The organism is uncultured Psychromonas sp., from assembly GCF_947489755.1.
Classification (GTDB): domain Bacteria; phylum Pseudomonadota; class Gammaproteobacteria; order Enterobacterales; family Psychromonadaceae; genus Psychromonas.
On record NZ_CANLFB010000006.1, the window covers coordinates 12,724 to 34,919 of the forward strand.

A 22,196-nucleotide genomic window follows, 5' to 3' on the forward strand; every position below is an offset into this window, starting at 1 on the left:
GGAGAGCCTATTAAGAACGTTTATTTTATAAAGATTACGATGATAGATCTCGTACCAGCCATTCACTTCACTTCACTTCACTTCAATATCAAAATAAGAAATAGTCAGTAAAAAACTAATCAATCTGCAAATATTTATGCATTTGTACTGACAAGCGCCAATTACGCTCAATACATACTTTCATACATAACGCAGTGGCTTTAGCCTTTTGAGAAATAGGCTGTAAGCTGATCGTTTTATCTTTGATAGCTGTTACTTTCGATAATAAAACATCGAGTTGTTCAATGTCTTTTTCAGTACCCACTGGATGCTTGATTTCATTAGCGCGCTCTAACGCCTCTTTTAATACTTCTTTTTTACCGCGCATATTCACTTTAGGTGACAAAGTAACCCAGGTTTGTGCATCGACTAAAACAGGATAAGTTCCACTGGTTTCTATTTGTATCGTAAAACCAAACTCATGTAGTACTTGAGTTAACTCTCGTAAGTCATACATACAAGGCTCACCGCCAGTGATCACAATTAAATTCGCGGTGTAACCTAAGCGCTTTATTTCATCGACAATGTCTTTAGCTGAGCTATCTGCCCAACGGTCAGACTCATTACTCTTATCGGTCACTAATATTAAGTCAGATTTTTTAGCCGGATCAATTTCCCAAGTATGCTTAGTATCACACCATGCACAGCCAACATCACATCCCTGTAAACGAACAAAAATTGCAGGTACACCTGTATAAAAACCTTCCCCTTGGATGGTTTGAAACAGTTCATTTACTTTATAGTTTTGTGTCATTGACGTAAAATGCCTTATTTGATCTTGCTCACTCTTTTAGTGGGCTGTTTTTATACCCGTGATATCGAAAGATGTAAAGTCAGCAACGTAAATAGTGCAATTAAATAGCTATTGGACTGGGCTTTATAAAAATCGACAGATCACTTCGCTATCAAGCAATACAATAGGAAATACAGTGTCATGAGCAAAAAAGTAGTGGTTATATATTCTGGTGGGATGGACTCATACACTGTTTTACACAAAGCCATTGAAGAAGGTTTAACACCTTATGCGTTAACCTTTGATTATGGACAACGCCATGTTAAAGAGGTACAAGTTGCAGAACAGGTATGTAAAGAACTAGGTGTTCATCATAAGGTGATTGATATTACCTCAATCAATCAAATTATTGGTGGCTCTTCTTTAACGGATAGTTCAATAGAAGTGGCACAAGGTGATTACGAAGAAAGTAATATGCTTAATACTGTCGTGCCAAATCGTAATATGATTTTATTATCATTAGCGATTGGTTATGCCGTTTCGTTAAAAGCGGAGCAAGTCTATTACGGAGCGCATTCTGGTGACCATGATATTTACCCAGATTGCCGTCCGGTTTTTCTTGAAAAAATGAACGATGTTGCTGCCGTTGCTAATTATGAAAAAACTGAAATACATGCCCCTTATTTACAAACAGATAAAATAGGTATTTTAAAAGATGGGATTAGAATGGGTTTAGATTATAGCAAAACATGGACCTGTTATAACGGTCGTGAACAAGCCTGTGGTCAATGTGGGAGTTGTGTAGAACGTTTACAAGCCTTCGAAAAAAATGGCATAACAGATCCTATTACTTACGAAGCTTAAATAAAATGTACTTGTGCATGCACTTTTAAAGGTCAGTTGTCATGATAAAAGGTAAACGCTAATGAAAGATATTAACCTCGACTTTAGTAAAAAAGTGGTCATTGATACGCAACAGCAACCTTGGGTCAAGAGTCCAATGGTTGGGGTTCGACGTAAACCATTAGCGAGATCAGAAGATCAAGTACATGTTACCAGCATTGTTGAATATGCAGCGAACTCGTATTTTAGTGAGCACACTCATCCACAAGGTGAGGAGATATTTGTATTGGAGGGTATATTTTCAGATCAAGAAGGAGATTACCCTGCCGGCAGCTATCTACGAAACCCGCCTAGCAGTCAACATGAACCTTTCAGCGAATTTGGTTGTCTCATCTTCGTTAAACTAAATCAGTTTATTCCTACTGATTTAGAAAGTATTCGAATAAATACAATGACAACAGAATGGTTGCCGGGTATTGGTAATTTGCAAGTAATGCCTTTACATAGTGTTGAAACACAACATACCGCCTTAGTGAAATGGCCTGCAGGAGAGCATTTCCAGCCTCACAGACATTTTGCAGGTGAAGAAATATTAGTGATTTCAGGTACTTTTAAAGACGAATTTGGAAGCTATCCCAAACATACTTGGATACGTAGCCCTCACATGAGTCAACATGATCCTTTTGTAGAGGAAGAAACAGTCATATTAGTTAAAACCGGTCATTTGCCACTCAATTAATACGATACACAATGTACTGAAAGTTAAGCGTTACTTGTGATTTGCACATTATTTGCGCTTTGGCTATTCCCTAACGTCATTTTTTTTTATAAAATGTGAGGTTAACCCTATATTTTGCACAATTTATTCCACCCCAATACGTTTTATATTAGAGAGCTGAAATGTTATTAGATCCATATTATATCCAGCAAGATAGCAGCATCACAATTAGTGCAGAGCAAGCAAGTACTTTTGCGAAAAAAGAATGCCAAGATTTTAATCCGATTCACGATCCTGATTCAAAACGATTTTGTGTTCCTGGCGATCTATTATTTGCATTAGCATTGAAAGAATACGGTGTTAGTGAGTCAATGAGTTTTACTTTTACCAATATGGTTGGGGGTAATGTACCACTCAACTTCCCTGCCGCGACAGATGAGAATATTATTGTCACTAATGCGCAAGGTAAAAGTGTTTTAGAGATAAAGCAAACAGGTAATACAAGCCACGACCCTGTATTAATTGAAACATTAATAAAAAATTACGTCGAATTTTCTGGTCAAAATTTCCCAACTTTATTAATGCCATTAATGAAGAAACATCAAGTGATGTTTAACCCTGCTCGTCCATTAGTCATGTACAACAGCATGAACTTTGAATTTGATAATTTAAGTTTAAGCAATCCATTACGTGTTGAATTAGCAGAAAGCGTATTAGAAGTAGAAACAAAACGCGCTAATAACTTTTTAAATTTTGATATTTATGAAGGCGATAAGATCATTGGCCGCGGAATTAAAACCATGGTGATAGCTGGTTTAAAACCTTATGAACATGAATCTATTACCGCTTTCTCAGATGGTTATTTAGCAAGACGAAACGCTTTTTAAGCATTATTAATGCAATATAGTTATTGATAGAAAAGGGGAAAACAGATGTTTTTCCCTTTTTTATTCCCTTCGCTTTAGTTTAGTTTCCCCATTAACCCCTTAGTTTTCAAGACTGAAGATCAATCCCACTTTGATTAAGCTTCAGTTGTACGATCGTATTTAATTTATTAAGCAACCGCTGAACATGACAAAATAGTCATCTTAGTGTTGGTTTTAGGTCATCTGCTATCACGTATTATGAATTCATTGAAACGCAGGACTCACCTTATATAAGAGTCTTGATACATTAAAATGACTTATAAGAGAGAGAACAACATGAAAATGACTACAATTAAAACTGCACTTATCGCGTCTACAATGGCTATCCTAAGTACACAAGCATTTGCTTACAATACGACATCACACCAAGCGACTCGTACAATAACAACAGCAGACATGACAAGCAAAGCGGCAGCTTACGACCTAGCCTTTGATAAGTTAGCAACCTTAAAAACAGCGTCACCGACTGAGCTAAATAATGATTTAGGCCGTGTTGCATTTAATTATCCAAATAGTGTAGAGCTAAATGATGGTGCTTACATTACCGTGGCAGAAAAAATAAATGCAAATGGTAATACTGTCTACACCGGGTTAGTAAACGTCGGCGTTACATTCGACATGGTTGATTAAATTTAAAAAATCACCTGATGCTAGCCACAATCAATGTGCCTGGCACTCAGTTTGACTTATAAAAGCAATCTAAGAAGGCTACCAAAACGGTAGCCTTTTTTGTGTTTAATCGCCGAGTAAAATGAGCACACTTGATCTTCAGAGAATGATAATTTTCTATGCGGATAAAAATTAGCGTATAGGTAAGAAGTAAAAGTAAACAAGTAAACAAGTAAACAAGTAAACAAGTAAACAGCTTATTTCCGTTCAGGTTACCTTTGCAATAAAAAGAACAAGAGAATTTAAAAGAAATTAATGAACATGACAAAATAGTCATTTTCATGTTGGTTTTAGGTCACCTATCATCGCGTATTATGAACTCATTGAAACGCAGGACTCACCTTATATAAGAGTCTTGATACATTAAAATGACTTATAAGAGAGAGAACAACATGAAAATGACTACAATTAAAACAGCACTTATCGCGTCTACAATGGCTATCCTAAGCACACAAGCATTTGCTTACAATACGACATCACACCAAGCAACGCGTACAATAACAACAGCAGAAATGACAAGCAAAGCGGCAGCATACGACTTAGCCTTTGATAAACTAGCGACATTAAAAACAGCGTCACCGACAGAGCTAAATAATGACTTAGGTCGTGTCGCATTTAATTATCCAAACAGTGTAGAGCTAAATGACGGTGCTTACATTACCGTGGCAGAAAAAATGAATGCCAATGGTAACACCGTCTACACAGGGTTAGTAAACGTTGGCGTTACTTATGACATGGCTGATTAAACTTAAAAAACACTTGGTGACACATGCAATAATTTTTGTGACCACTCAGTCTAAGCGCTAAGAATAACCTCACTAGGCTACCAAAACGGTAGCCTTTTTTGTATTTAATCGCAGTGTAAATGAGTAAAACTTATCCTCAGTGGTTGATGATTTTCTATGCAGATAAAAATTTGTATATAGGTAAAAAGTAATAGGTAAGCAGATAAATAGCTTATTTACGTTCAGATTACGTTTGCAATAAAAGAACAAAGAAATTTAAAAGAAATTAATGAACATGACAAAATAGTCATTTTCATGTTGGTTTTAGGTCACCTATCATCGCGTATTATGAACTCATTGAAACGCAGGACTCATCTTAAATAAAGGGTCTTGATACATTAAAATGACTTATAAGAGAGAGCACAACATGAAAATGACTACAATTAAAACAGCACTTATCGCATCTACAATGGCTATCTTAAGCACACAAGCATTTGCTTACAATACGACATCACACCAAGCGACTCGTACAATAACAACAGCAGACATGACAAGCAAAGCGGCAGCATACGACCTAGCTTTTGATAAACTAGCAACCTTAAAAACAGCATCACCGACAGAGCTAAATAATGACTTAGGTCGTGTCGCATTTAATTATCCAAACAGTGTAGAGCTAAATGATGGTGCATACATTACCGTGGCAGAAAAAATAAATGCCAATGGTAATACTGTCTACACTGGGTTAGTAAACGTCGGTGTTACATTCGACATGGTTGATTAAATTTTAAAAATCATCTGATGCTAACCACAATCAATGTGCCTATCATTGAGTTTGACTTATAAAAGCAATCTAAGAAGGCTACCAAAACGGTAGCCTTTTTTGTGTTTAATCGCCGAGTAAAATGAGTACACTTGATCTTCATAGAATGATAATTTTCTATGCGGATAAAAATTAGCGTATAGGTAAGAAGTAAAAGTAAACAAGTAAACAAGTAAACAAGTAAACAAGTAAACAAGTAAACAAGTAAACAAGCTTATTCCCGATCAGATTACGTTTGCAATAAAAAGAACAAGAACAAGAACAAGAACAAGAACAAGAGAATTTAAAAGAAATTAATCAACATGACAAAATAGTCATTTTCATGTTGGTTTTAGGTCACCTATCATCGCGTATTATAAACTCATTGAAACGCAGGACTCATCTTAAACAAAGGGTCTTGATACATTAAAATGACTTATAAGAGAGAGAACAACATGAAAATGACTACAATTAAAACTGCACTTATCGCGTCTACAATGGCTATCCTAAGTACACAAGCATTTGCTTACAATACAACATCACATCAAGCGACTCGTACAATAACAACAGCAGAAATGACAAGCAAAGCGGCAGCTTACGACCTAGCCTTTGATAAATTAGCAACCTTAAAAACAGCGTCACCGACTGAGCTAAATAATGATTTAGGTCGTGTCGCATTTAATTATCCAAACAGTGTAGAGCTAAATGATGGTGCTTACATTACCGTGGCAGAAAAAATAAATGCAAATGGTAATACTGTCTACACTGGGTTAGTAAACGTCGGTGTTACATTCGACATGGTTGATTAAATTTTAAAAATCATCTGATGATAGGCTAAATAAATGCGCCTAATACTCAGTTTGACTTATAAAAGCAATCTAAGAAGGCTACCAAAATGGTAGCCTTCTTTGTGTTTAATCGCCGAGTAAAATGAGTATATTTAATCTTCAGTGGATGATAATTTCCTATGCAGATAAAAATTCGCATATAGGTAAGAGATAAATAATCTCAGATCTGAATAAGCAAAGCGATACAACACTATAATTTCTACGTTAAATTACCTCTCAACAATCAATTATTACTTCAACAATTCCCTCTGAACTACCCAAAACTAACGACACCGTACAGTCAAAAAATATAATTTTATGATTTTGAATACAATTCCGCTTTCATTAACCAGAATTTAGGTTATGTAAGTTATGTAAGTTATTCGCGCTCTGTTTACGTTTTTAATAAAAATAAAAAGGGTATTTAAAGCAATAAATCAACATGACAAAATAGTCATTTTAGCGTTGGTTTTAGGTCATCTGCTATCGCGTATTATGAACTTATTGAAACGCAGGACTCATCTTAAACAAAGGGTCTTGATATATTAAAATGACTTATAAGAGAGAGCACAACATGAGAATGACTACAATTAAAACAGCACTTATCGCGTCTACAATGGCTATCCTAAGCACACAAGCATTTGCTTCAAACACAACTACACACCAGGCGACTCGTGTTGTACCTACTGCTGATATGACAAGTAAAGCTGCAGCATATGACCTAGCTTTTGATAAGCTAGCAATATTAAAAACAGCGTCACCTACTGAGCTAAATAATGATTTAGGTCGTGTCGCCGTTAATTATCCGAACAGTGTGGAATTGAATGATGGTGCTTACATTACCGTGGCAGAAAAAATGAATGCAAATGGCAACACCGTCTACACTGGGCTAGTGAATGTTAGTGTCACTTTTGACATGGCCGATTAAATTTAAAAATCACCTGAGACTAACCATAATCAATGTTCCTAGTACTCAGTTTTATTTATAAAAGCAATCTAAGAAGGCTACCAAAACGGTAGCCTTCTTTGTGTTTAAAGATTTTCAATTGTGGCAGACTGCGCTTTATAGCCAGCCCTTCAAAATATATTAATACCGATTAACCCGGTATTAATAGCTAACCTCTGTATGCGCCCCACTCTTAAAGCAGGCATTATTTGTTTTTGTTGATAACAAATGTAAAGGACGTTACTTGATTACTAGAAGCAACAGAAATAAAGCCACCATGCGCTTTAGCAATAGATTGTGTAATAGCTAAACCTAGCCCTACTCGCTCAAATGAACACCCAGTTCTTGCTTTATCCGCTCGATAAAAACGGTCAAACAAATGAGGCATTTCTTCAGCTGGAATACAACTTTCACCATGATTAATAACGTCTATCGCCGTGCCTTGTTCATGTGCTCTAATGTTCACATTAATTTCACTTCCTTCGGTACTATGATGTATTGCATTAGAGATTAGGTTGTTAAATGCGCGACGTAGCATCAGCCTATCTCCCTGTACTTCTGCACTGCCTTTCAACACGAGACGAAGATTACGATCTTCTGCAAGCGCATCATAAAACTCAAATAAATCTGCAATCTCTTGCTCTAAAGTAATTGTCTCATTAGAAAGTAATAGTTGATCATTGTCTGCTTTGGCTAAAAATAACATGTCAGTGATCATTCTTGCCAAACGCTCAAATTCCTCAACATTGGAGCCAAGCGCCATCAGATATTCATCTTTATTACGTGATTGAGATAAAACCACTTGAGTTTGCATCATTAAATTATTAATGGGTGTACGAAGTTCATGAGCAATATCAGAAGTGAAGTTCTCTAATCGTCGAAAAGATTCATCTAATCTATCTAACATATTATTTAATGTTTCAGATAGCCCCAAAATTTCAATCGGTAGGTTATCAACAGGCATCCGCTGTTTAATATTTGTACTGGTAATTAATTTGGCTTTTTTAGATAACATTTTTAACGGTCGTAAACCATGGTAGGTCAAAAACCACTGTAAAGCGCCACTAATTAAAGCAGCAATAACAGTAAATTTAATTAATGCACTTTTAAATGCATTTAAAAAACCTTTACGCTGGCTAGTGTTGATTGCGACCGTCGCAATCACAGTCGATTGTTCATTATCATCGAAGATAAAACGAAATTGCATTCCTCGGTAAGTACTTCCTTTATCTTCCCACTCTAATATTTTTTCTTCTATTTCGTCGAGCGGCATGTTTTTTATACGCTTAGTCGGGTTCTGTTCCGGTATTTCTTGATTTACGTCATAACCAATAAATTTATTGTTTTCCTCGTTAATTACACTGTCTGGAAAGCGAATGTTATCAGAGGCATAAAAAATCACTTTATCGCTCGGATCACGTACTCTAATAACCACTCCTTCAAGTTCTTCGAGTGTTTTAACAATGGAAGAAAACTGATTATTAAAATTATTTTGGGATATAACGTCTCTCATAATATACGCTTTGTTTTGCAATTCATGCGTATCTTCTGCTAGAAAATAATTGTACATTTCATTCTTTAAAAATAGAGAAAAACAAACAAGCCCAGTAATTGCAGCAACCGAAAAAAAGCAAGTTAGTCGTAAAGTTAATGAATGTTGCAATATCATGTTTTTTTCCATAAATAAAAGAATGTCACGGATTGATTAGGTTAGTATAACCTTATCAAATTAGACAAGGCAGTGTTACTTTCCTAGATGACATAAATACCATTTTGAGGTAAATTTTACGTTGTATCTAAGAAATTTCTTTCTTAAACTCAGTATGGCACCTTTCCTGATTTACTTTTCAACGAATAAATCAGCCTAATATTTATCACTACTTTTCAATAATAACGAGAAAGCAATGAGATTATTAATTGTCGAAGATGAGAAAAAAACCGGTGAGTACCTTAAAAAAGGATTAACTGAATCTAGCTTTACCGTAGATTTAGCTGACAATGGCCTTGATGGTTTGCATCAAGCAATGAGTGAAGAATATGACCTTATTCTTCTTGATGTCATGCTACCTAAACTCAATGGTTGGCAAATTTTACAAACATTACGCAGTAGCGATATTGATATCCCAGTATTAATGCTAACAGCGAGAGATCAAGTAGAAGATCGCGTAAAAGGACTGGAACTAGGAGCCGATGATTACTTGGTAAAACCCTTTGCTTTTGTTGAACTACTCGCTCGTATTCGTAATATTCTCAAAAGAAACAATACTTCAGTACAAAATGACACAAGCATGCAAGTTGAAAACTTACAATTAGATCTGCTCGGCCGACGTGTTTATCGAGACAATGAATCCATTAACTTAACAGCAAAAGAATTTTCACTATTAGAGTTACTGATGCAACGAAGAGGTGAAGTATTAAGCCGTTCGTTAATTGCCTCTCAAGTATGGGATATGAATTTTGATAGTGATACTAATGTCATTGATGTTGCCATTAGACGGTTACGTAATAAAATAGACAAACCTTTTGAACCCAAATTGATTCACACTATTCGTGGTATGGGTTATGTACTAGATGTCATGGATACTATTGATGACAACGAAAGTGAGTGAACTTGATAAGCAGTGTTATTGACAAATAATCGACTCTATTTCTCATAGTGCTCAATACACAGACGATAAGGCATCGATTGGCTAGAATGTCGAATTAATTAGCGAGGTAATAATGCCTTGCTTCGGCTTTTGATAACATATCATTCTTGAACCCAAGTCACTGGTAAGGTTCGGTTCTTAGCTGTTGCTTACCAGGATACTCGCATCTTCATTAAGAAATAATGATTAGCCTACCGCGAATAACATCATACCTCATGAATTTTTATCGATGTTCACCAATGAGCATAAGTTAAATTACCTTTCCATTAACTCAGATTAAGATTAAATAGAAAGGCTAAATAAATTAAGCAATACACTTATGCAGTGAACTCAAAAAAGAGAAATGCCAACTTAAGTGCGAAAACGTAAATTATCACTCGATAGCTGGTCGATAGACGTCTTCCCCATTAACTTCATATCTCGCTCTAGCTCAGCACGCATTAATCCTAAGGCTCTTTCAACGCCTGGTTGCCCAGCTGCGGCAAGAGGATACAAATACATTCTGCCAATACCAACTGCTTTAGCGCCTAGCGATAATGCTTTTAATACATGTGTACCACGCTGTATGCCGCTATCAAAAATAACATCTATTTCATCACCGACTTCAGCTACTATTTCAGCTAATTGATCAAAAGAACTGCGGGAACCATCCAATTGACGCCCACCATGATTAGAGATAATGATACCCGTACAACCAATTTCAACGGCTTTTCTAGCGTCTTCTCGGCTCATAATTCCTTTTAAACAAAATTGCCCATTCCAAAATTTAACCATCTCCGCTACATCATCCCAATTCATTGAAGGGTCTAACATATTAGTAAAATAATCACCGATCGACGTAGCGCCTTTTCCCATATCTACATGCTGTTCAAGTTGCGGTAAACTAAAAGGCTCATGAGTAATATAGTTAATACCCCACATCGGTTTAAGTACAAATTGCAACATACCGCTGAGGTTTAAACGAAATGGGATGGAGAAGCCCGTACGCAAGTCACGCTCACGATTACCGCCCGTGATTGAATCAACCGTTAACATCATCACTTGCACGCCAGCCGCTTTTGCCCGTTCCATCATCGCTTTGTTTAATTCACGGTCTTTATGAAAGTAAAATTGATAAACCTGAGGTGTATTGGTTTGTTTCGCAATGTCTTCCATACTCACGGTACCCAAAGATGATACGCCAAACATTGTGCCATATTTTTCAGCCGCTCCAGCGACCGCCCTTTCACCTTGGTGATGAAATAAACGCTGTAATGCAGTCGGTGAACAATACACGGGCATATCTAGTTTTTGTCCCATCACAGTGACCGATAAATCCACATCCTTCACGCCCGTTAATACGCTTGGTATTAAATCACAGGTTTCAAAAGCGGTGGTATTGCGTCTGTAAGTAGTTTCATCATCAGATCCACCATCGATATAATTAAAAATAGGACCAGGTAAACGCTTTTTAGCCAAGGTACGAAAATCTTGAAAATTATGACAATCCTTTAATCTCATTAGCATCACTGTAATATTCCTTATCTTTTACTTATCTGTGAGTGGGATCTTATGACTTACTATAGTCTTTGATTGATTTACAATAAATACGACATAAAATAATAAACTATTTCCTAAAACGGCCTAATAAAATTGAACTCAGCAGATCTCACTTTATTTGCTTACGTCGCGGATACTGGCTCTTTCAGTAAAGCCGCACTACAAGCTGATTTATCAACGCCCGCGCTCAGCAAAAGAATTACTAAACTAGAGCGCTCTCTTGGCGTACAACTTATTCACCGTACGACGCGTCGTCTCAGCTTGACCGAAGCAGGCGAAAACCTTTATGTTCATGCTAAAAATATAGAAGGCCAAGTCAGCGATGCGATTGCTTCTGTCTCAGCCTTTAGCCAAGGTTTAAGCGGGCACATTAAATTATCCGTGCCGACTATCTCTGGCGAGCTATTACTATCCGAGGCGATTGCTGATTTTTGTCAACAATATCCTAATATTAGTGTCGACATGCGCCTTGAAAACAACTTCGTTAATCTTGTTGAAGAAGGTCTCGATTTAGCAATACGAACAGGCATATTGGAAGACTCTAGTTTAATAGCAAAGCCATTAATTCAATCTAACTGGGTCGTATGTTGTTCGCCAAGTTATAGAGATAAATATGGTGAAGTGACGACCATTGAAGCGCTCAAAACACATAATTGTCTTGCTTATACTTATCAGGCGCAGGGATCATTTGATTGGCGGTTCACGAAAAATGGAATAGAAGAAACGGTTCGTATCAGTGGTAGTTTAGCCACCAATAATGCACAAGCATTACGTAAAGCAGCCTTAGCCGGTTTTGGTATTGTTTATGTGCCACGTTGTTGTGTTTATGAGGATCTACAAAAAGGAAAGTTAATCAGTATGTTAACTGATTATACGCCAAGGCAACTCGGTGTTTATGCCATCTACCCTTTTACTAAACATTTACCTGAAAAGTTAAAGCTTTTAATTCAACATCTTAAACAAGCTTATACCGATAAAAAAGAATACTTTTAAAGTACTTACAACATTAAGTAATGAGTTTTTGGGTCAGCTATTCTGGTTTAAACATAGCAGGACACTTTCTTAAAGGATTGTTCAAATTCAATTAGCGAATGAACATCACTCACTGATTGTATCCTAACGCTTAGCGTCACCTAACATTGTTTAGCTAAGCAAAGGTGAAATAGCCAATACTAACGATACTACAATAACGACAAAACCAATTAACACATAAAAAGACGCAACGAGAAATTCAATAGTAATAAAGTGTCTCTGACAGCGATACTTTGGTTCGTTTAGATTGAGCTATAATAACCAGCCTCCTGCCAATAAAAAAACGGGACCACTAAAAAGTAGATTGCTTTTAAATATTTGCCCATAGGTGTAGATACCCTGTCTTTTCCTTGCCTTAGTTCGTTTTGGCATGAAATAAAAATATACATTTATGATTAATTTTAATATGTATTTATGACATATAATGAATCTACAAAGTTCTTTTTAAATGAGTTCTTTTTAAATTAATTATTTTTTGTATTACTTGGTTATTTACCTAAAAATACACATATGAATGATTACTTATTTAATCAAATTAGGGTTTGATAATGACAAAAACAAATTTAAAATTACTAACGTTGGTTGGAATGACCATGTTGATGGGCTGTGGTAGTAGCAGTGCTGATGAAACTGAGTCTACCAGCGCTATTGACTCATCTGAAACAGTGATCCTAGAGAGTGAATATACCGCTAATTGGATGGCCGGTTCTTGGGGCATAACTCAGCGCGTAGATGGCGGTAAAAAACTCGATGCTTCTATAGAAACTGGAAAATATGACTGGGTAGCTGGCGCAGAAGAAATTGTAGCTAACATACCCGCTGCTGATTATGTCATCACATCATTTACTCACCCTGCTCATGCTTATCTATTTACATTACGAACCAATAATAATGTCGATGTATCCACGATTCACCCGGATATGGTACCAACGCTAGAAAATGAACAAATCATTCTTGATGTTATTAATATTTATCGCGCAGCAGGAAAAAAAGTCATTCTTTATTTAAATGCAGCAGGCCCTTCGATGGCAGAAGAGCGCGGCGATCCTGAAATTCAAGAAGCATGGGAAACATACTATAACGATCAATGGGATGGGGATGAAGCAGCTGCTTGGCGTAATTTAGTACTGGGATATGCAGAACGATTTGATGGTTTAGTTGATGGTTACTGGCTAGATAATGTATCTAACCTACCTGGACAAGTCTCTGACTTTGTCGCAATGCTACGCAGTGTTGATCCAACTTTAGTTATTGGCGTCAATAAATCAAAAGCCTATTTCACCGATGACGATGGTAATTATCTATATGTTGATAGTGATGGTTTAGATGATGAAGATGAAACAGATTATAAAATTATAAAACATGTTCCAGTAAATGAATATGGCGACTTTACAGCGGGTCATGTGACACCATTAGGTCAAGGAGCTCCCCCTAATTCTTGGGGATATGATGAATATACCCTTCCCAATATGGCAGAAACACCTTGGGAAAGTTATGACGGAAGTAACTATACGCTTAAACACGGATGGTTTCCTATCAGGGACTCTTGGAGCGGTTCAGGTGCAGAGCTTATGTTTGAAGTTGAACAAGCTTATCGATTTGTTCGCACTATTACTGATGGTGGTGCAGCAATGACATGGTCAACCACTCAAAAAAAGGGCTATATGACAGCAGATGAAATGGATATCATGGTTGAAATTAACAACAGAATGACACAAGACCCTAAACCAGATTACGAAGCTTATGAAAGACCAGAAGGCACCTATTTGGTTGGTGAAATAGAATAAAAATAACTATGTAAGATACGTTCGTAATACTAAAAAATAATGGATACTTACCAGACATATATAACTGGCAAGTATCCATAAATAAAAATGCAATATAGCTAAAAATAACAGCAAGAAAATAGCGAATGTAAAGCGGTGCTTAAATTATTAACCTGAGTCGTTATCTTCACCACATAAAAAGGCACAACAAATAAATACGACGAAAAATACAATGGTAATAAGGTGTTTCTGACAACGATAATTGGGTTCGTCTAGATGGCACAATAATAACCTACCTCCTAGCAACAAAAACGTCATCACTAAAAAGTAGATTACTTTAAATATTGCTCAAATATTTTGATACCCTGCCTTATCTGCTCATGTTAATACATAGCAATAATTTCTTTGGTTTAACCTCCCTATTCCATTACTTTCAACAAAAACTATGTGAACAAATCGAAGCCGAATGAACGATTAATAATGGCTAAATACAGCAATGTTTATGGATGAATGATACTTTTAAAGTGTGGGTACCAACTATTTATTGGCATGTAATAACAACATGATAAAAAGATAGAATTAAAAATATCACACTTAAGTTATTAGGTGCTGCACACTTTCTCTTTTGAACACCTGTTTTGAAAATTATTTATAGTATAATTAAACAACTATTAGCCCATTACAGAATAATTTTGAATATTAAATAATCTTGATGCTTACAATCCACAACAATATTAATATAGGGAAATAAATATGAACGAATCAAATGAATTGATACCTTTACTCTTAGCGCTTATTGCCGGCGGCCTCATTGGCTTTCTTATTTATCATTTAACACTCGGCAAAAGTAAATCATCTAAACAACAAGAAGAGCTTGATAAGAACAAAGTAGAATTAGAAAAATACAAAGCACAAGTAAATGATCATTTTAACAGTAGCGCAGAACTAATGGGACAAGTGGCAAGTAGCTATCAAGCGCTTTACAATCACATGGCAGACCAATCACAATCTCTATTAGGTGAAACCGCAGCAACTCAATTTCCATTATTAAAAGAAGCAGATAACGCTGATGAAGAAATTGAAATAGCTGAAACTGAAGTTAAATCGGAAGAAGCTGAAACAATCGAAACCGAAGTTGAACCAGAAAAAGCTGAAACAACCGAAACCGAAGTTGAACCAGAAGAAGTTAAAACAACTGAAACTGAAGTTGAACCAGAAGAAGCTAAAATAACTGAAACTGAAGTAAAACCAGAAGAAGATGAAATCATTGTAACTGGAGTTAAACCTGAAGAAACTGACATGGCTGAAGCAACTGAAACTGAAGTCAAATCAGAAGAAAACAGCAAAAAAGAAGAAACAAAATAAAGTTAATATAAAACTTGTAAACATGTAGTCGTAATTGAAATTACGACTACATCGCCTTTGTAAATTATTCTGAGACTGCAATAAAAACTGTTTATAGCGTATTTAAGTCTAGTCGAAAGGTTTGGATGTCTTGTCTTTTTACTCGAAGAAACACCTTGTTATAAAACTCTTAGCGTTCCTATGGGGTTGTGCATTTCATGACCGCCTTAGGTTGAGATCCAGCACGCCATTGCCACAAGGTTTCATTACTCAGAGCAATGGTGTCACGACTTCCAGCTGCGACAACACTAGCACTGTTCATTATCTGCTTTGGTTCAAGTCCCGCATGCCTTCCCCAGCCCCACAAACTTCCGTTGCGCTTAATAGCAAAAGTGTGACTACTGCCAGTCGCAATTGCCTTTATATCATCAACTATTAGTCCCCACTCAACTGCTTTGTCACCGATACCATGGCTGCCTAACGGACCGTATATATTGCCACCCGTTCCCCACACAGTTCCATCCTGTTTAAGTATTAACGCATGGCCAGTATGCGCAACAACCTGTGTTACCTCTGTAGCAGTTTGTACATAACCCTCGGTTGAAGTGAGTTTGCCGTCACCATATTGCCCGCGATGAGCAAGACCATAGACAAAAAGTTTTCCGTCACGGGTGACATAATAGTTGGCACTATCACCAACTGACGCAGTGAGAATGTTGTTAGCAACTTTTCTTGAGTCTTCAGTGATGTTTTCACCAAATCCGAAAAGGGTTTTCGTATCAAACTGCCATAACGTACTGTCATGTCGTATTGCAAACAAACCTGAACGACCCGCATAGAAAGAGCTTACTTGATCAGTTACAACTGTTGGCTTATCTGGATTGTCACTCCATGCTAAAAGCTCACCTTTTTCCGTTAAAGCATAACTATTGCTTCTCCCAACACCCACTTGCTTTATGCCAGTCATGCGTTTAATTGGAGTATCAACGCCTTCCCATTCAAATACGCTATCACCGCTAACGCTAGAAAGCGATCATAATAGGCAGCAAGCCGAGGCCCAGAACTATCCGCAGCAGTAGGCATCGCAACGAGCAGACTCGATATAAGCGGAAGAAAAAGTGCTTTATTCAGACAAACTTTCATTATATTGCGTCCTTTCATGTGTATCGAAATCTAAATTGCCTTAGAACGTCCACTTAAGCAGACAAAAATCACGGACTAAAATTGAGAAGCAATGCTCATTTTTTAATTATTGTTGAATTTTTTTATTAGCTATTTTTAGTTAGATAACCAAGCAAAGAGCAAGATTCCTGCAGTAAGCTTCTTCGTTTATCAAAATCATCAGTGCTTTGAAGGTGATTGTATATTTCTATGTGTCTTTTTTTCATTCTTTGAAACTCAAAAGATGAATATAATTCTTGAATCCAAGCTAAATCTAATTCTGTAACTGCATTTCTAATTTCGTCAGGAAGATCTTCGGCATAAGAAATGCCGGCATAATTAGATGAATGCCATATATCTTGTTTTTCTATATGCAATTTGAGTAATTTTGGAATCATGTAAATATTATCAAGCATTAATTCTGCAAGCATAAACTTTGCTTCATCACTTTTACCCATTCGATATAAGCTTAAAGCCCAGCAAAGCTTCTGAATCGGTTCTCCAGAATCATCTGAGCATTCACTTTTATACCACTCAAAATATAAATTGGATTTAGCTAAGTCGTTTAATAAAAAATAAAGCCAAAATAATAAGTACCTTTTTCCACTTCCATCGCTTACAACTCCATATTCTTTCTTTTCTTGATTAAGAGATGATTTATAGCTAGATATTCTAGCTTTCAATTTCTTTTCTGTATCTGGAAACGTATTCATACATGCACCATGTAAATAGCTAACGAGGCTGTAGAATTTCTCATTCTCAGCCCGAATTTTAATTATAAAAACACACTATTTTATATTTACTTGAGATTCAAATAGATTATTGGATTTTCAATAAATGATTGATTAAATTGAGTTGTAAAGACGTTTATGAGGGTAATTAAACTATATTATTGAGGCTAAAGGGCTTTGCCCTTGGCTTAACGGAAAAGTGCGGACATCCACCGATTTAAACCATTAAAAATAATCTTATTTCTATTATCAAAACAGTAACATAAAATTTTTTGATAGTAGAAAGTCATAAATTAAGAAAGGTTTTACGTAAATAATGGCTTTTTTAGGTATGGCTTATTTTAGCCACTGCTAATAATATATTTATTTTTTAAATAAATTTTATGGATGCTGAGATGGTCACTCCACGAAGGCATCACAATGTGCCAAGATTGGATAAGTGTTCAGCAAATCAATCTAACCATGGAGTGACCAAAATGAAATGTAGCGTAATTAGTATCGACCTAGCAAAGAATATTTTTCAAATATGTGTATTAGATGAAAATAGAAAAGTGCTGTTTAACAAAAAAGTAAAACGCTCTGAACTGTTACACGAACTAAGGCAATTTGAACCTACGTTAGTCGTGATGGAAGCTTGTTATAGCTCAAATCCATGGGGAAGAAGAATTGAAAAGCTAGGGCATACCGTCAGATTAATTCCGCCTTTTGTCGTTAAACCTTTTGTGATTGGCAATAAAAATGATGCCAATGACGCTCTCGCTATTGCTGAAGCCTCATTAAGACCAACAGTTCGTTTTGTTGCGGTTAAATCTACTGAGCAACAAGACATTCAATCACTACAACGGATTGCTGAACGATTAGTAAAAACAAGAACCGGTGACGTGAATCAGTTAAGGGGTTTATTGTCTGAATACGGGGTAGTGGTTGGAACGGGTATCACGACTTTGATGAAGGCAGTACCTGATATCGTTGAAGATGCGAAGAATGAATTAACGTCGATAGCACGCAGTTTTATCCTACGTATTTATCGTAATATACAACGAATAAGTGTTCAAATTGAAGTAGTAAAAACAGAGTTGATTGACCTAATTAAAGACAAAGATGAATATGCATTGTTACAAAGCATACCCGGTATCGGGCCTATTATTTCAGCTGCTTTAATGGCATCAGTCGGTGATGCGGGGGCCTTTAAAAATGGTAGGCAGTTAGCCGCTTGGATTGGCCTAACACCCACACAATATGCCAGTGGTGAAATGAATCGAATGGGCAAAATAAGTAAGCGGGGTAATAGTTCGCTTAGAAAGTATCTAATTCATGGTGCGCGCACGGTACTGAACTGGTGTGAGAAAAAAGACGATGTATTGAGTTGTTGGCTGAAAACGCTAAAAGAGCGAATGCATGGGTGTAAAGCAGTGGTTGCTTTGGCGAATAAGTTAGCCAGAATAATTTGGTCGGTATTAACGACTAAACAGCCCTTTGATGTGACTAAAGCTTGTGCATGATAAAGCACAATGAACAGATAGAATATGAAAAATGATTTAATTAATCCACCACCCTAAACGGTAATAAGCATTGATGATTTAAAACGGTTTGTCTTATTCGGAACCTCAGCTGGACTTCTGCCTTTTAAGGCATAATGGGTGCAAAGGCGAGTAAGACTTCTTCTGGAATTCAGGAGGGCGCGGCTTCCCATAAAGTAGCCATTAAGACGCCGGATATATGTCAAGAAACCGTTATCTCTATGATGTAAAGAGCAGTTTAGACAAAGGTGATTTATCGGCTAAAACGATCCTGTACAAAAGACAAGTTTAACCAGGAAAACACCCCTTTATTAATAAGGGTGACGAGTCTTTTGTACGTAATCAATTATTAAACAGAAAATAAAAATCAATCTAATCTTGATTTACAAAGAGTGACCATATATGTCCAATAGTTACATCCGATACATCCAATAGTTACACGGAGTCCGTTTGAGCAGTTTGTTAGCTTTGGCTAGATCAAAATGCAGAACTTGAACCCTCATATTTCTTTAGTTTCTCTCGCTTTTTAACTGCTTCAATCTCAGAGTCCATTTTGGATTTGAAATCACTTACATTATACGATAAGAGCAAATCCAGATTAGGCCAGCCTCTTTCCAATTTAATGGTGACGCCATTTTTATACCAATAGTGAGTCACTTCACCAAGGTGGGCAGAGCCATATGAGCTATCGGGATAGCCGTACTTTTGAGACAAAATATCCCTAATTTCATCTATGTACCATTTGCTAGAGGAACGAAATTTGTATTGGATTTGCGCTAAGTAATCACCTGATGACCCGTAATCGTTCCCATCTGACTCTTGAGAATAAAAAGCTAGCATTTCGTATGAGCCTGGCATTACTTGCCTAGAGTTATATGTATCAGCAAAGTAACTGTACTTTTCCCTAATTACAGTTGCTCCAGCACTTTTGATCGCTGACCGCATTTCATCTCTGGTTGCTCCATAAGTATGGATACCAAAAAGCTTTGGAGAATTTGGGTATTTTTTCTGAATAGCCAACATTTTTTCTAGGCTTTTTAGATTGTTAGCAGCTAGCTCATTACCTGCATCAGCCGCCAACTTAAAAAGCTCCTTGGCCCTTTTCAGGTCCCGATCACCACCCTCACCGCGCTGATACATAAGAGCTAAATTGTTCTTTACAACACTTTCTTCAGGATCTTTAATCAATGCTTTTTCATACCATTTCCTAGCCGCAATTAAATCTTTGGTTACCCCCTCCCCCTTCGATAAGAAATAAGCCACATAAAAATATGCACTGCCATAACCTTTATCAGCTGCTTTCTTGAAGTATTTATATGCTTCACGAGTATTCTTTGATACCCCCTGTCCATCATTCAATAAAAGAGCTAACCGATAGGACTCATAAGCGCCATCTTGATCTGCTGCTAGGCTGTACCATTTTGCAGCCTCAGAATAATCAGGCGCTCCAAGTTTTCCTAGCCTATATAAATCACCCAGATAACCTTGGGCGTCGTAATGCCCTTCTTTGGCAATTGGCAACCAAACTTTAAGTGCTTCAGAATAATTTTTACTTTCATAAAGCTTAAGGCCTCTTTTGTAATCATCAGCAAAGATTGTGTTTAAAGAATTTTTGCTATATTGATCACCGGCTGTTGAGGCTTTTTTAAACCAAGAAACGGCTTTATCTGTGCTAGCGGCCACACCTAGCCCGTAGTAATAGATATTTCCCAGCTCTCTCTGTGATCTGACATTATTATGACTGGCCAGTATCTCAAAAATCTCTTTTGCCTGACCATAGTTTTTATTTTTCTTTTCAGAGAGCGCCCTTTCTAGATACTCTTTTTCGGCCTCTTTGTATTCCGAGCCATAGGCTCTGCGAGCTTTATAAAGTAGCCCTAAGCGTTTTAATTCATTACCCTTATCGTGCTCAATCTTTGACAGATAATAATAGCCATCAGAATTACCCCAGCCTGAAATTTTACCGCATACAGCCTCTGCGGTTTGTTTATCACCAGCCTTGTAATATTCTGCACAAGATTGAGCAGTTGGATTTTCAAGTGGATTGGAAGCACAACCAGCCAAAATTGCTAGGATTCCGAATCCCAAAAACATCCTCTTCATTTCTTCTCCTTTTTGTTTCTGCATATGCACGTTCTAAAGCTAACGCCGTTTTAAGTTGAAAAGTACGGTGGGATATAATCGCGAAGCGATGGCCCACTGTAATTTTTCAACTTGAAAACTCTTGTTAGTTTGGTATGAACGGCTTTGGTTTACAAAACCGAAACGACATCAAACCAACTTCAATTTTTGTTTTTACTTAGAAACCATTCCATCAGATTCTTAACATTAAAATTCAATGAAACTGCCCAATTGCCAACAATATATTTAAAAGCAGAAAATTACCAACTAAATGTAAATTAACTAACCAATTTTAACACCATAGATTCCAAAATATTGCCCCGTTTCAAACAATGAAGCAGGGAACAAACTTGTAAATTCAAAGAAGAGTCGAGCAGCGCAAAAAACAACAAGGGAAATGGCGATGGAATTTTATAAATAACAAAATTACTGAATACAAACTAACGCCATTTTAAGTTGAAAAGTACGGTGGGATATAATCGCGAAGCGATGGCCCGCTGTAATTTTTCAACTTGAAAACTCTTGTGATATTGCTTATTGATAAACCACGTGAAATTTCTCTAAAACAAGCATCATTTCTTCACATGGTTGGATATGCAGTTCTTCACATTCTTTTGCAAAGAAATTCCAGTGGGCTTTTCTCCACCACTCTAATGAGCGATCTCCTTCGCCTTCTTGAAATGCGAATTCAGCAGTCACATCTGAATACTTACATTCTTCAACTGAAATGATCTCAACTATACAAATAGGTGTACCATCCCAATTTGTGACAACCATCAAATGACCAATAGCAGGCATTGGTTCATCATCAGATTCATACCAACATTTTAAGCTACAGGTCGCTGTTTTTTTGACCAACACTAATTAATTCAGCACATAAATTTGCATTTATTTCATCCGCGCAGAAGTAATCTGCGCTAAATGAATGATACTTGCTCCGTTCAGATTCTATTAATGAATCAAGGTAATTATCTAAATATTCTTTTGATTTAGTTTCCATGGTACTCACTTGATTATGCTTGCAATATAACGAGGCTGTAGAATTTCTCATTCTCAGCCCGAATTTTAAATATAAAAACACAGTATTTTATATTTACTTGAGATTCAAA

22 protein-coding genes are annotated in these 22,196 nt (G+C 36.6%); 13 read left to right on the forward strand and 9 right to left on the reverse strand.

Translation table 11 applies throughout. The features are described from left to right. Nucleotides 1-115: 115 nt before the first annotated feature. Nucleotides 116-793 carry a 7-carboxy-7-deazaguanine synthase QueE gene (gene queE / locus Q0794_RS04750; protein ID WP_298940572.1) on the reverse strand — a complete coding sequence of 226 codons (678 nt, stop codon included), beginning with the start codon at nt 791-793 and terminating at the stop codon, nt 116-118. A 150-nt stretch (nt 794-943) separates the two neighbouring features. Here queE and queC point away from each other — a divergent pair, with 150 nt between their 5' ends. The 8 genes from queC to Q0794_RS04790 all read left to right on the forward strand — a co-directional run bounded on the left by queC (nt 944) and on the right by Q0794_RS04790 (nt 7,207). Continuing rightward, nucleotides 944-1,636: a 7-cyano-7-deazaguanine synthase QueC gene (gene queC, locus Q0794_RS04755; RefSeq protein ID WP_298940708.1), complete on the forward strand. Its 693-nt coding sequence runs from the start codon at nt 944-946 to the stop codon at nt 1,634-1,636. A gap of 61 nt (nt 1,637-1,697) precedes the next feature. Further along, complete coding sequence (locus tag Q0794_RS04760) at nt 1,698-2,354, forward strand: cupin domain-containing protein (protein WP_298940573.1); 657 nt, start codon at nt 1,698-1,700, stop codon at nt 2,352-2,354. 161 nt (nt 2,355-2,515) lie between these two features. After that, nucleotides 2,516-3,220: a DUF3581 domain-containing protein gene (locus Q0794_RS04765; protein ID WP_298940574.1), complete on the forward strand. Its 705-nt coding sequence runs from the start codon at nt 2,516-2,518 to the stop codon at nt 3,218-3,220. Nucleotides 3,221-3,535: 315 nt separating this feature from the next. Further along, the gene (locus Q0794_RS04770; RefSeq protein WP_298940575.1) at nt 3,536-3,889 is read left to right on the forward strand and encodes a DUF3316 domain-containing protein; all 354 of its coding nucleotides are present in this window, start codon (nt 3,536-3,538) and stop codon (nt 3,887-3,889) included. A gap of 431 nt (nt 3,890-4,320) precedes the next feature. Then, nucleotides 4,321-4,674, forward strand: coding sequence for a DUF3316 domain-containing protein (locus Q0794_RS04775; RefSeq protein ID WP_298940576.1), 354 nt, complete (start codon nt 4,321-4,323; stop codon nt 4,672-4,674). A 406-nt stretch (nt 4,675-5,080) separates the two neighbouring features. After that, nucleotides 5,081-5,434 carry a DUF3316 domain-containing protein gene (locus tag Q0794_RS04780; RefSeq protein WP_298940575.1) on the forward strand — a complete coding sequence of 118 codons (354 nt, stop codon included), beginning with the start codon at nt 5,081-5,083 and terminating at the stop codon, nt 5,432-5,434. A gap of 473 nt (nt 5,435-5,907) precedes the next feature. Beyond that, a complete protein-coding gene (locus Q0794_RS04785) occupies nt 5,908-6,261 on the forward strand; it encodes a DUF3316 domain-containing protein (protein ID WP_298940577.1) in 354 nt (117 codons plus the stop codon). Between the two features lie 592 nt (nt 6,262-6,853). Then, nucleotides 6,854-7,207: a DUF3316 domain-containing protein gene (locus Q0794_RS04790; protein ID WP_298940578.1), complete on the forward strand. Its 354-nt coding sequence runs from the start codon at nt 6,854-6,856 to the stop codon at nt 7,205-7,207. Nucleotides 7,208-7,430: 223 nt separating this feature from the next. Here Q0794_RS04790 and Q0794_RS04795 read toward each other — a convergent pair whose 3' ends face one another. Continuing rightward, nucleotides 7,431-8,894, reverse strand: a complete 1,464-nt coding sequence (locus Q0794_RS04795) for a heavy metal sensor histidine kinase (RefSeq protein ID WP_298940579.1) — start codon at nt 8,892-8,894, stop codon at nt 7,431-7,433. Nucleotides 8,895-9,129: 235 nt separating this feature from the next. On the opposite strand from Q0794_RS04795, the gene Q0794_RS04800 reads away from it, so the two are divergent. After that, on the forward strand, nt 9,130-9,834 hold the full coding sequence (locus tag Q0794_RS04800; protein ID WP_298940580.1) for a heavy metal response regulator transcription factor: 705 nt from the start codon (nt 9,130-9,132) through the stop codon (nt 9,832-9,834). Between the two features lie 390 nt (nt 9,835-10,224). Here Q0794_RS04800 and Q0794_RS04805 read toward each other — a convergent pair whose 3' ends face one another. After that, the gene (locus tag Q0794_RS04805; protein WP_298940581.1) at nt 10,225-11,379 is read right to left on the reverse strand and encodes an alpha-hydroxy acid oxidase; all 1,155 of its coding nucleotides are present in this window, start codon (nt 11,377-11,379) and stop codon (nt 10,225-10,227) included. A 126-nt stretch (nt 11,380-11,505) separates the two neighbouring features. On the opposite strand from Q0794_RS04805, the gene Q0794_RS04810 reads away from it, so the two are divergent. From Q0794_RS04810 to Q0794_RS04820, 3 genes are all read left to right on the forward strand, one after another. Next, nucleotides 11,506-12,405 (forward strand): LysR family transcriptional regulator, encoded by a 900-nt coding sequence (locus Q0794_RS04810; protein ID WP_298940582.1) that lies wholly within the window; start codon nt 11,506-11,508, stop codon nt 12,403-12,405. A 587-nt stretch (nt 12,406-12,992) separates the two neighbouring features. Further along, entirely contained in the window at nt 12,993-14,231 is a 1,239-nt protein-coding gene (locus Q0794_RS04815; RefSeq protein WP_298940583.1) for a hypothetical protein, read from the forward strand. Nucleotides 14,232-14,963: 732 nt separating this feature from the next. Then, nucleotides 14,964-15,575, forward strand: coding sequence for a DUF1043 family protein (locus tag Q0794_RS04820; protein ID WP_298940584.1), 612 nt, complete (start codon nt 14,964-14,966; stop codon nt 15,573-15,575). Nucleotides 15,576-15,753: 178 nt separating this feature from the next. On the opposite strand, the gene Q0794_RS04825 is transcribed toward Q0794_RS04820, so the two are convergent. The 3 genes from Q0794_RS04825 to Q0794_RS04835 form a co-directional block, all read right to left on the reverse strand. Beyond that, nucleotides 15,754-16,521 carry a hypothetical protein gene (locus tag Q0794_RS04825; RefSeq protein ID WP_298940585.1) on the reverse strand — a complete coding sequence of 256 codons (768 nt, stop codon included), beginning with the start codon at nt 16,519-16,521 and terminating at the stop codon, nt 15,754-15,756. Continuing rightward, nucleotides 16,518-16,697, reverse strand: a complete 180-nt coding sequence (locus Q0794_RS04830; RefSeq protein ID WP_298940586.1) for a hypothetical protein — start codon at nt 16,695-16,697, stop codon at nt 16,518-16,520. Before Q0794_RS04830 ends, Q0794_RS04825 begins: the two co-directional genes overlap by 4 nt. A 125-nt stretch (nt 16,698-16,822) precedes the next feature. Continuing rightward, nucleotides 16,823-17,428: a hypothetical protein gene (locus Q0794_RS04835; protein WP_298940587.1), complete on the reverse strand. Its 606-nt coding sequence runs from the start codon at nt 17,426-17,428 to the stop codon at nt 16,823-16,825. A 494-nt stretch (nt 17,429-17,922) separates the two neighbouring features. Between Q0794_RS04835 and Q0794_RS04840 the strand changes: the two genes are divergently transcribed. After that, a complete protein-coding gene (locus tag Q0794_RS04840) occupies nt 17,923-18,948 on the forward strand; it encodes an IS110 family transposase (RefSeq protein WP_298940588.1) in 1,026 nt (341 codons plus the stop codon). Between the two features lie 495 nt (nt 18,949-19,443). Here the strand turns inward: Q0794_RS04840 and Q0794_RS04845 are convergent, their stop codons facing one another. The 3 genes from Q0794_RS04845 to Q0794_RS04855 form a co-directional block, all read right to left on the reverse strand. Further along, nucleotides 19,444-21,093 carry a lipoprotein gene (locus Q0794_RS04845; RefSeq protein WP_298940589.1) on the reverse strand — a complete coding sequence of 550 codons (1,650 nt, stop codon included), beginning with the start codon at nt 21,091-21,093 and terminating at the stop codon, nt 19,444-19,446. A 528-nt stretch (nt 21,094-21,621) separates the two neighbouring features. After that, nucleotides 21,622-21,948, reverse strand: coding sequence for an ASCH domain-containing protein (locus tag Q0794_RS04850; RefSeq protein ID WP_298940590.1), 327 nt, complete (start codon nt 21,946-21,948; stop codon nt 21,622-21,624). Beyond that, complete coding sequence (locus Q0794_RS04855; protein WP_298940591.1) at nt 21,920-22,087, reverse strand: hypothetical protein; 168 nt, start codon at nt 22,085-22,087, stop codon at nt 21,920-21,922. Before Q0794_RS04855 ends, Q0794_RS04850 begins: the two co-directional genes overlap by 29 nt. Between the last annotated feature and the right edge of the window lie 109 nt (nt 22,088-22,196).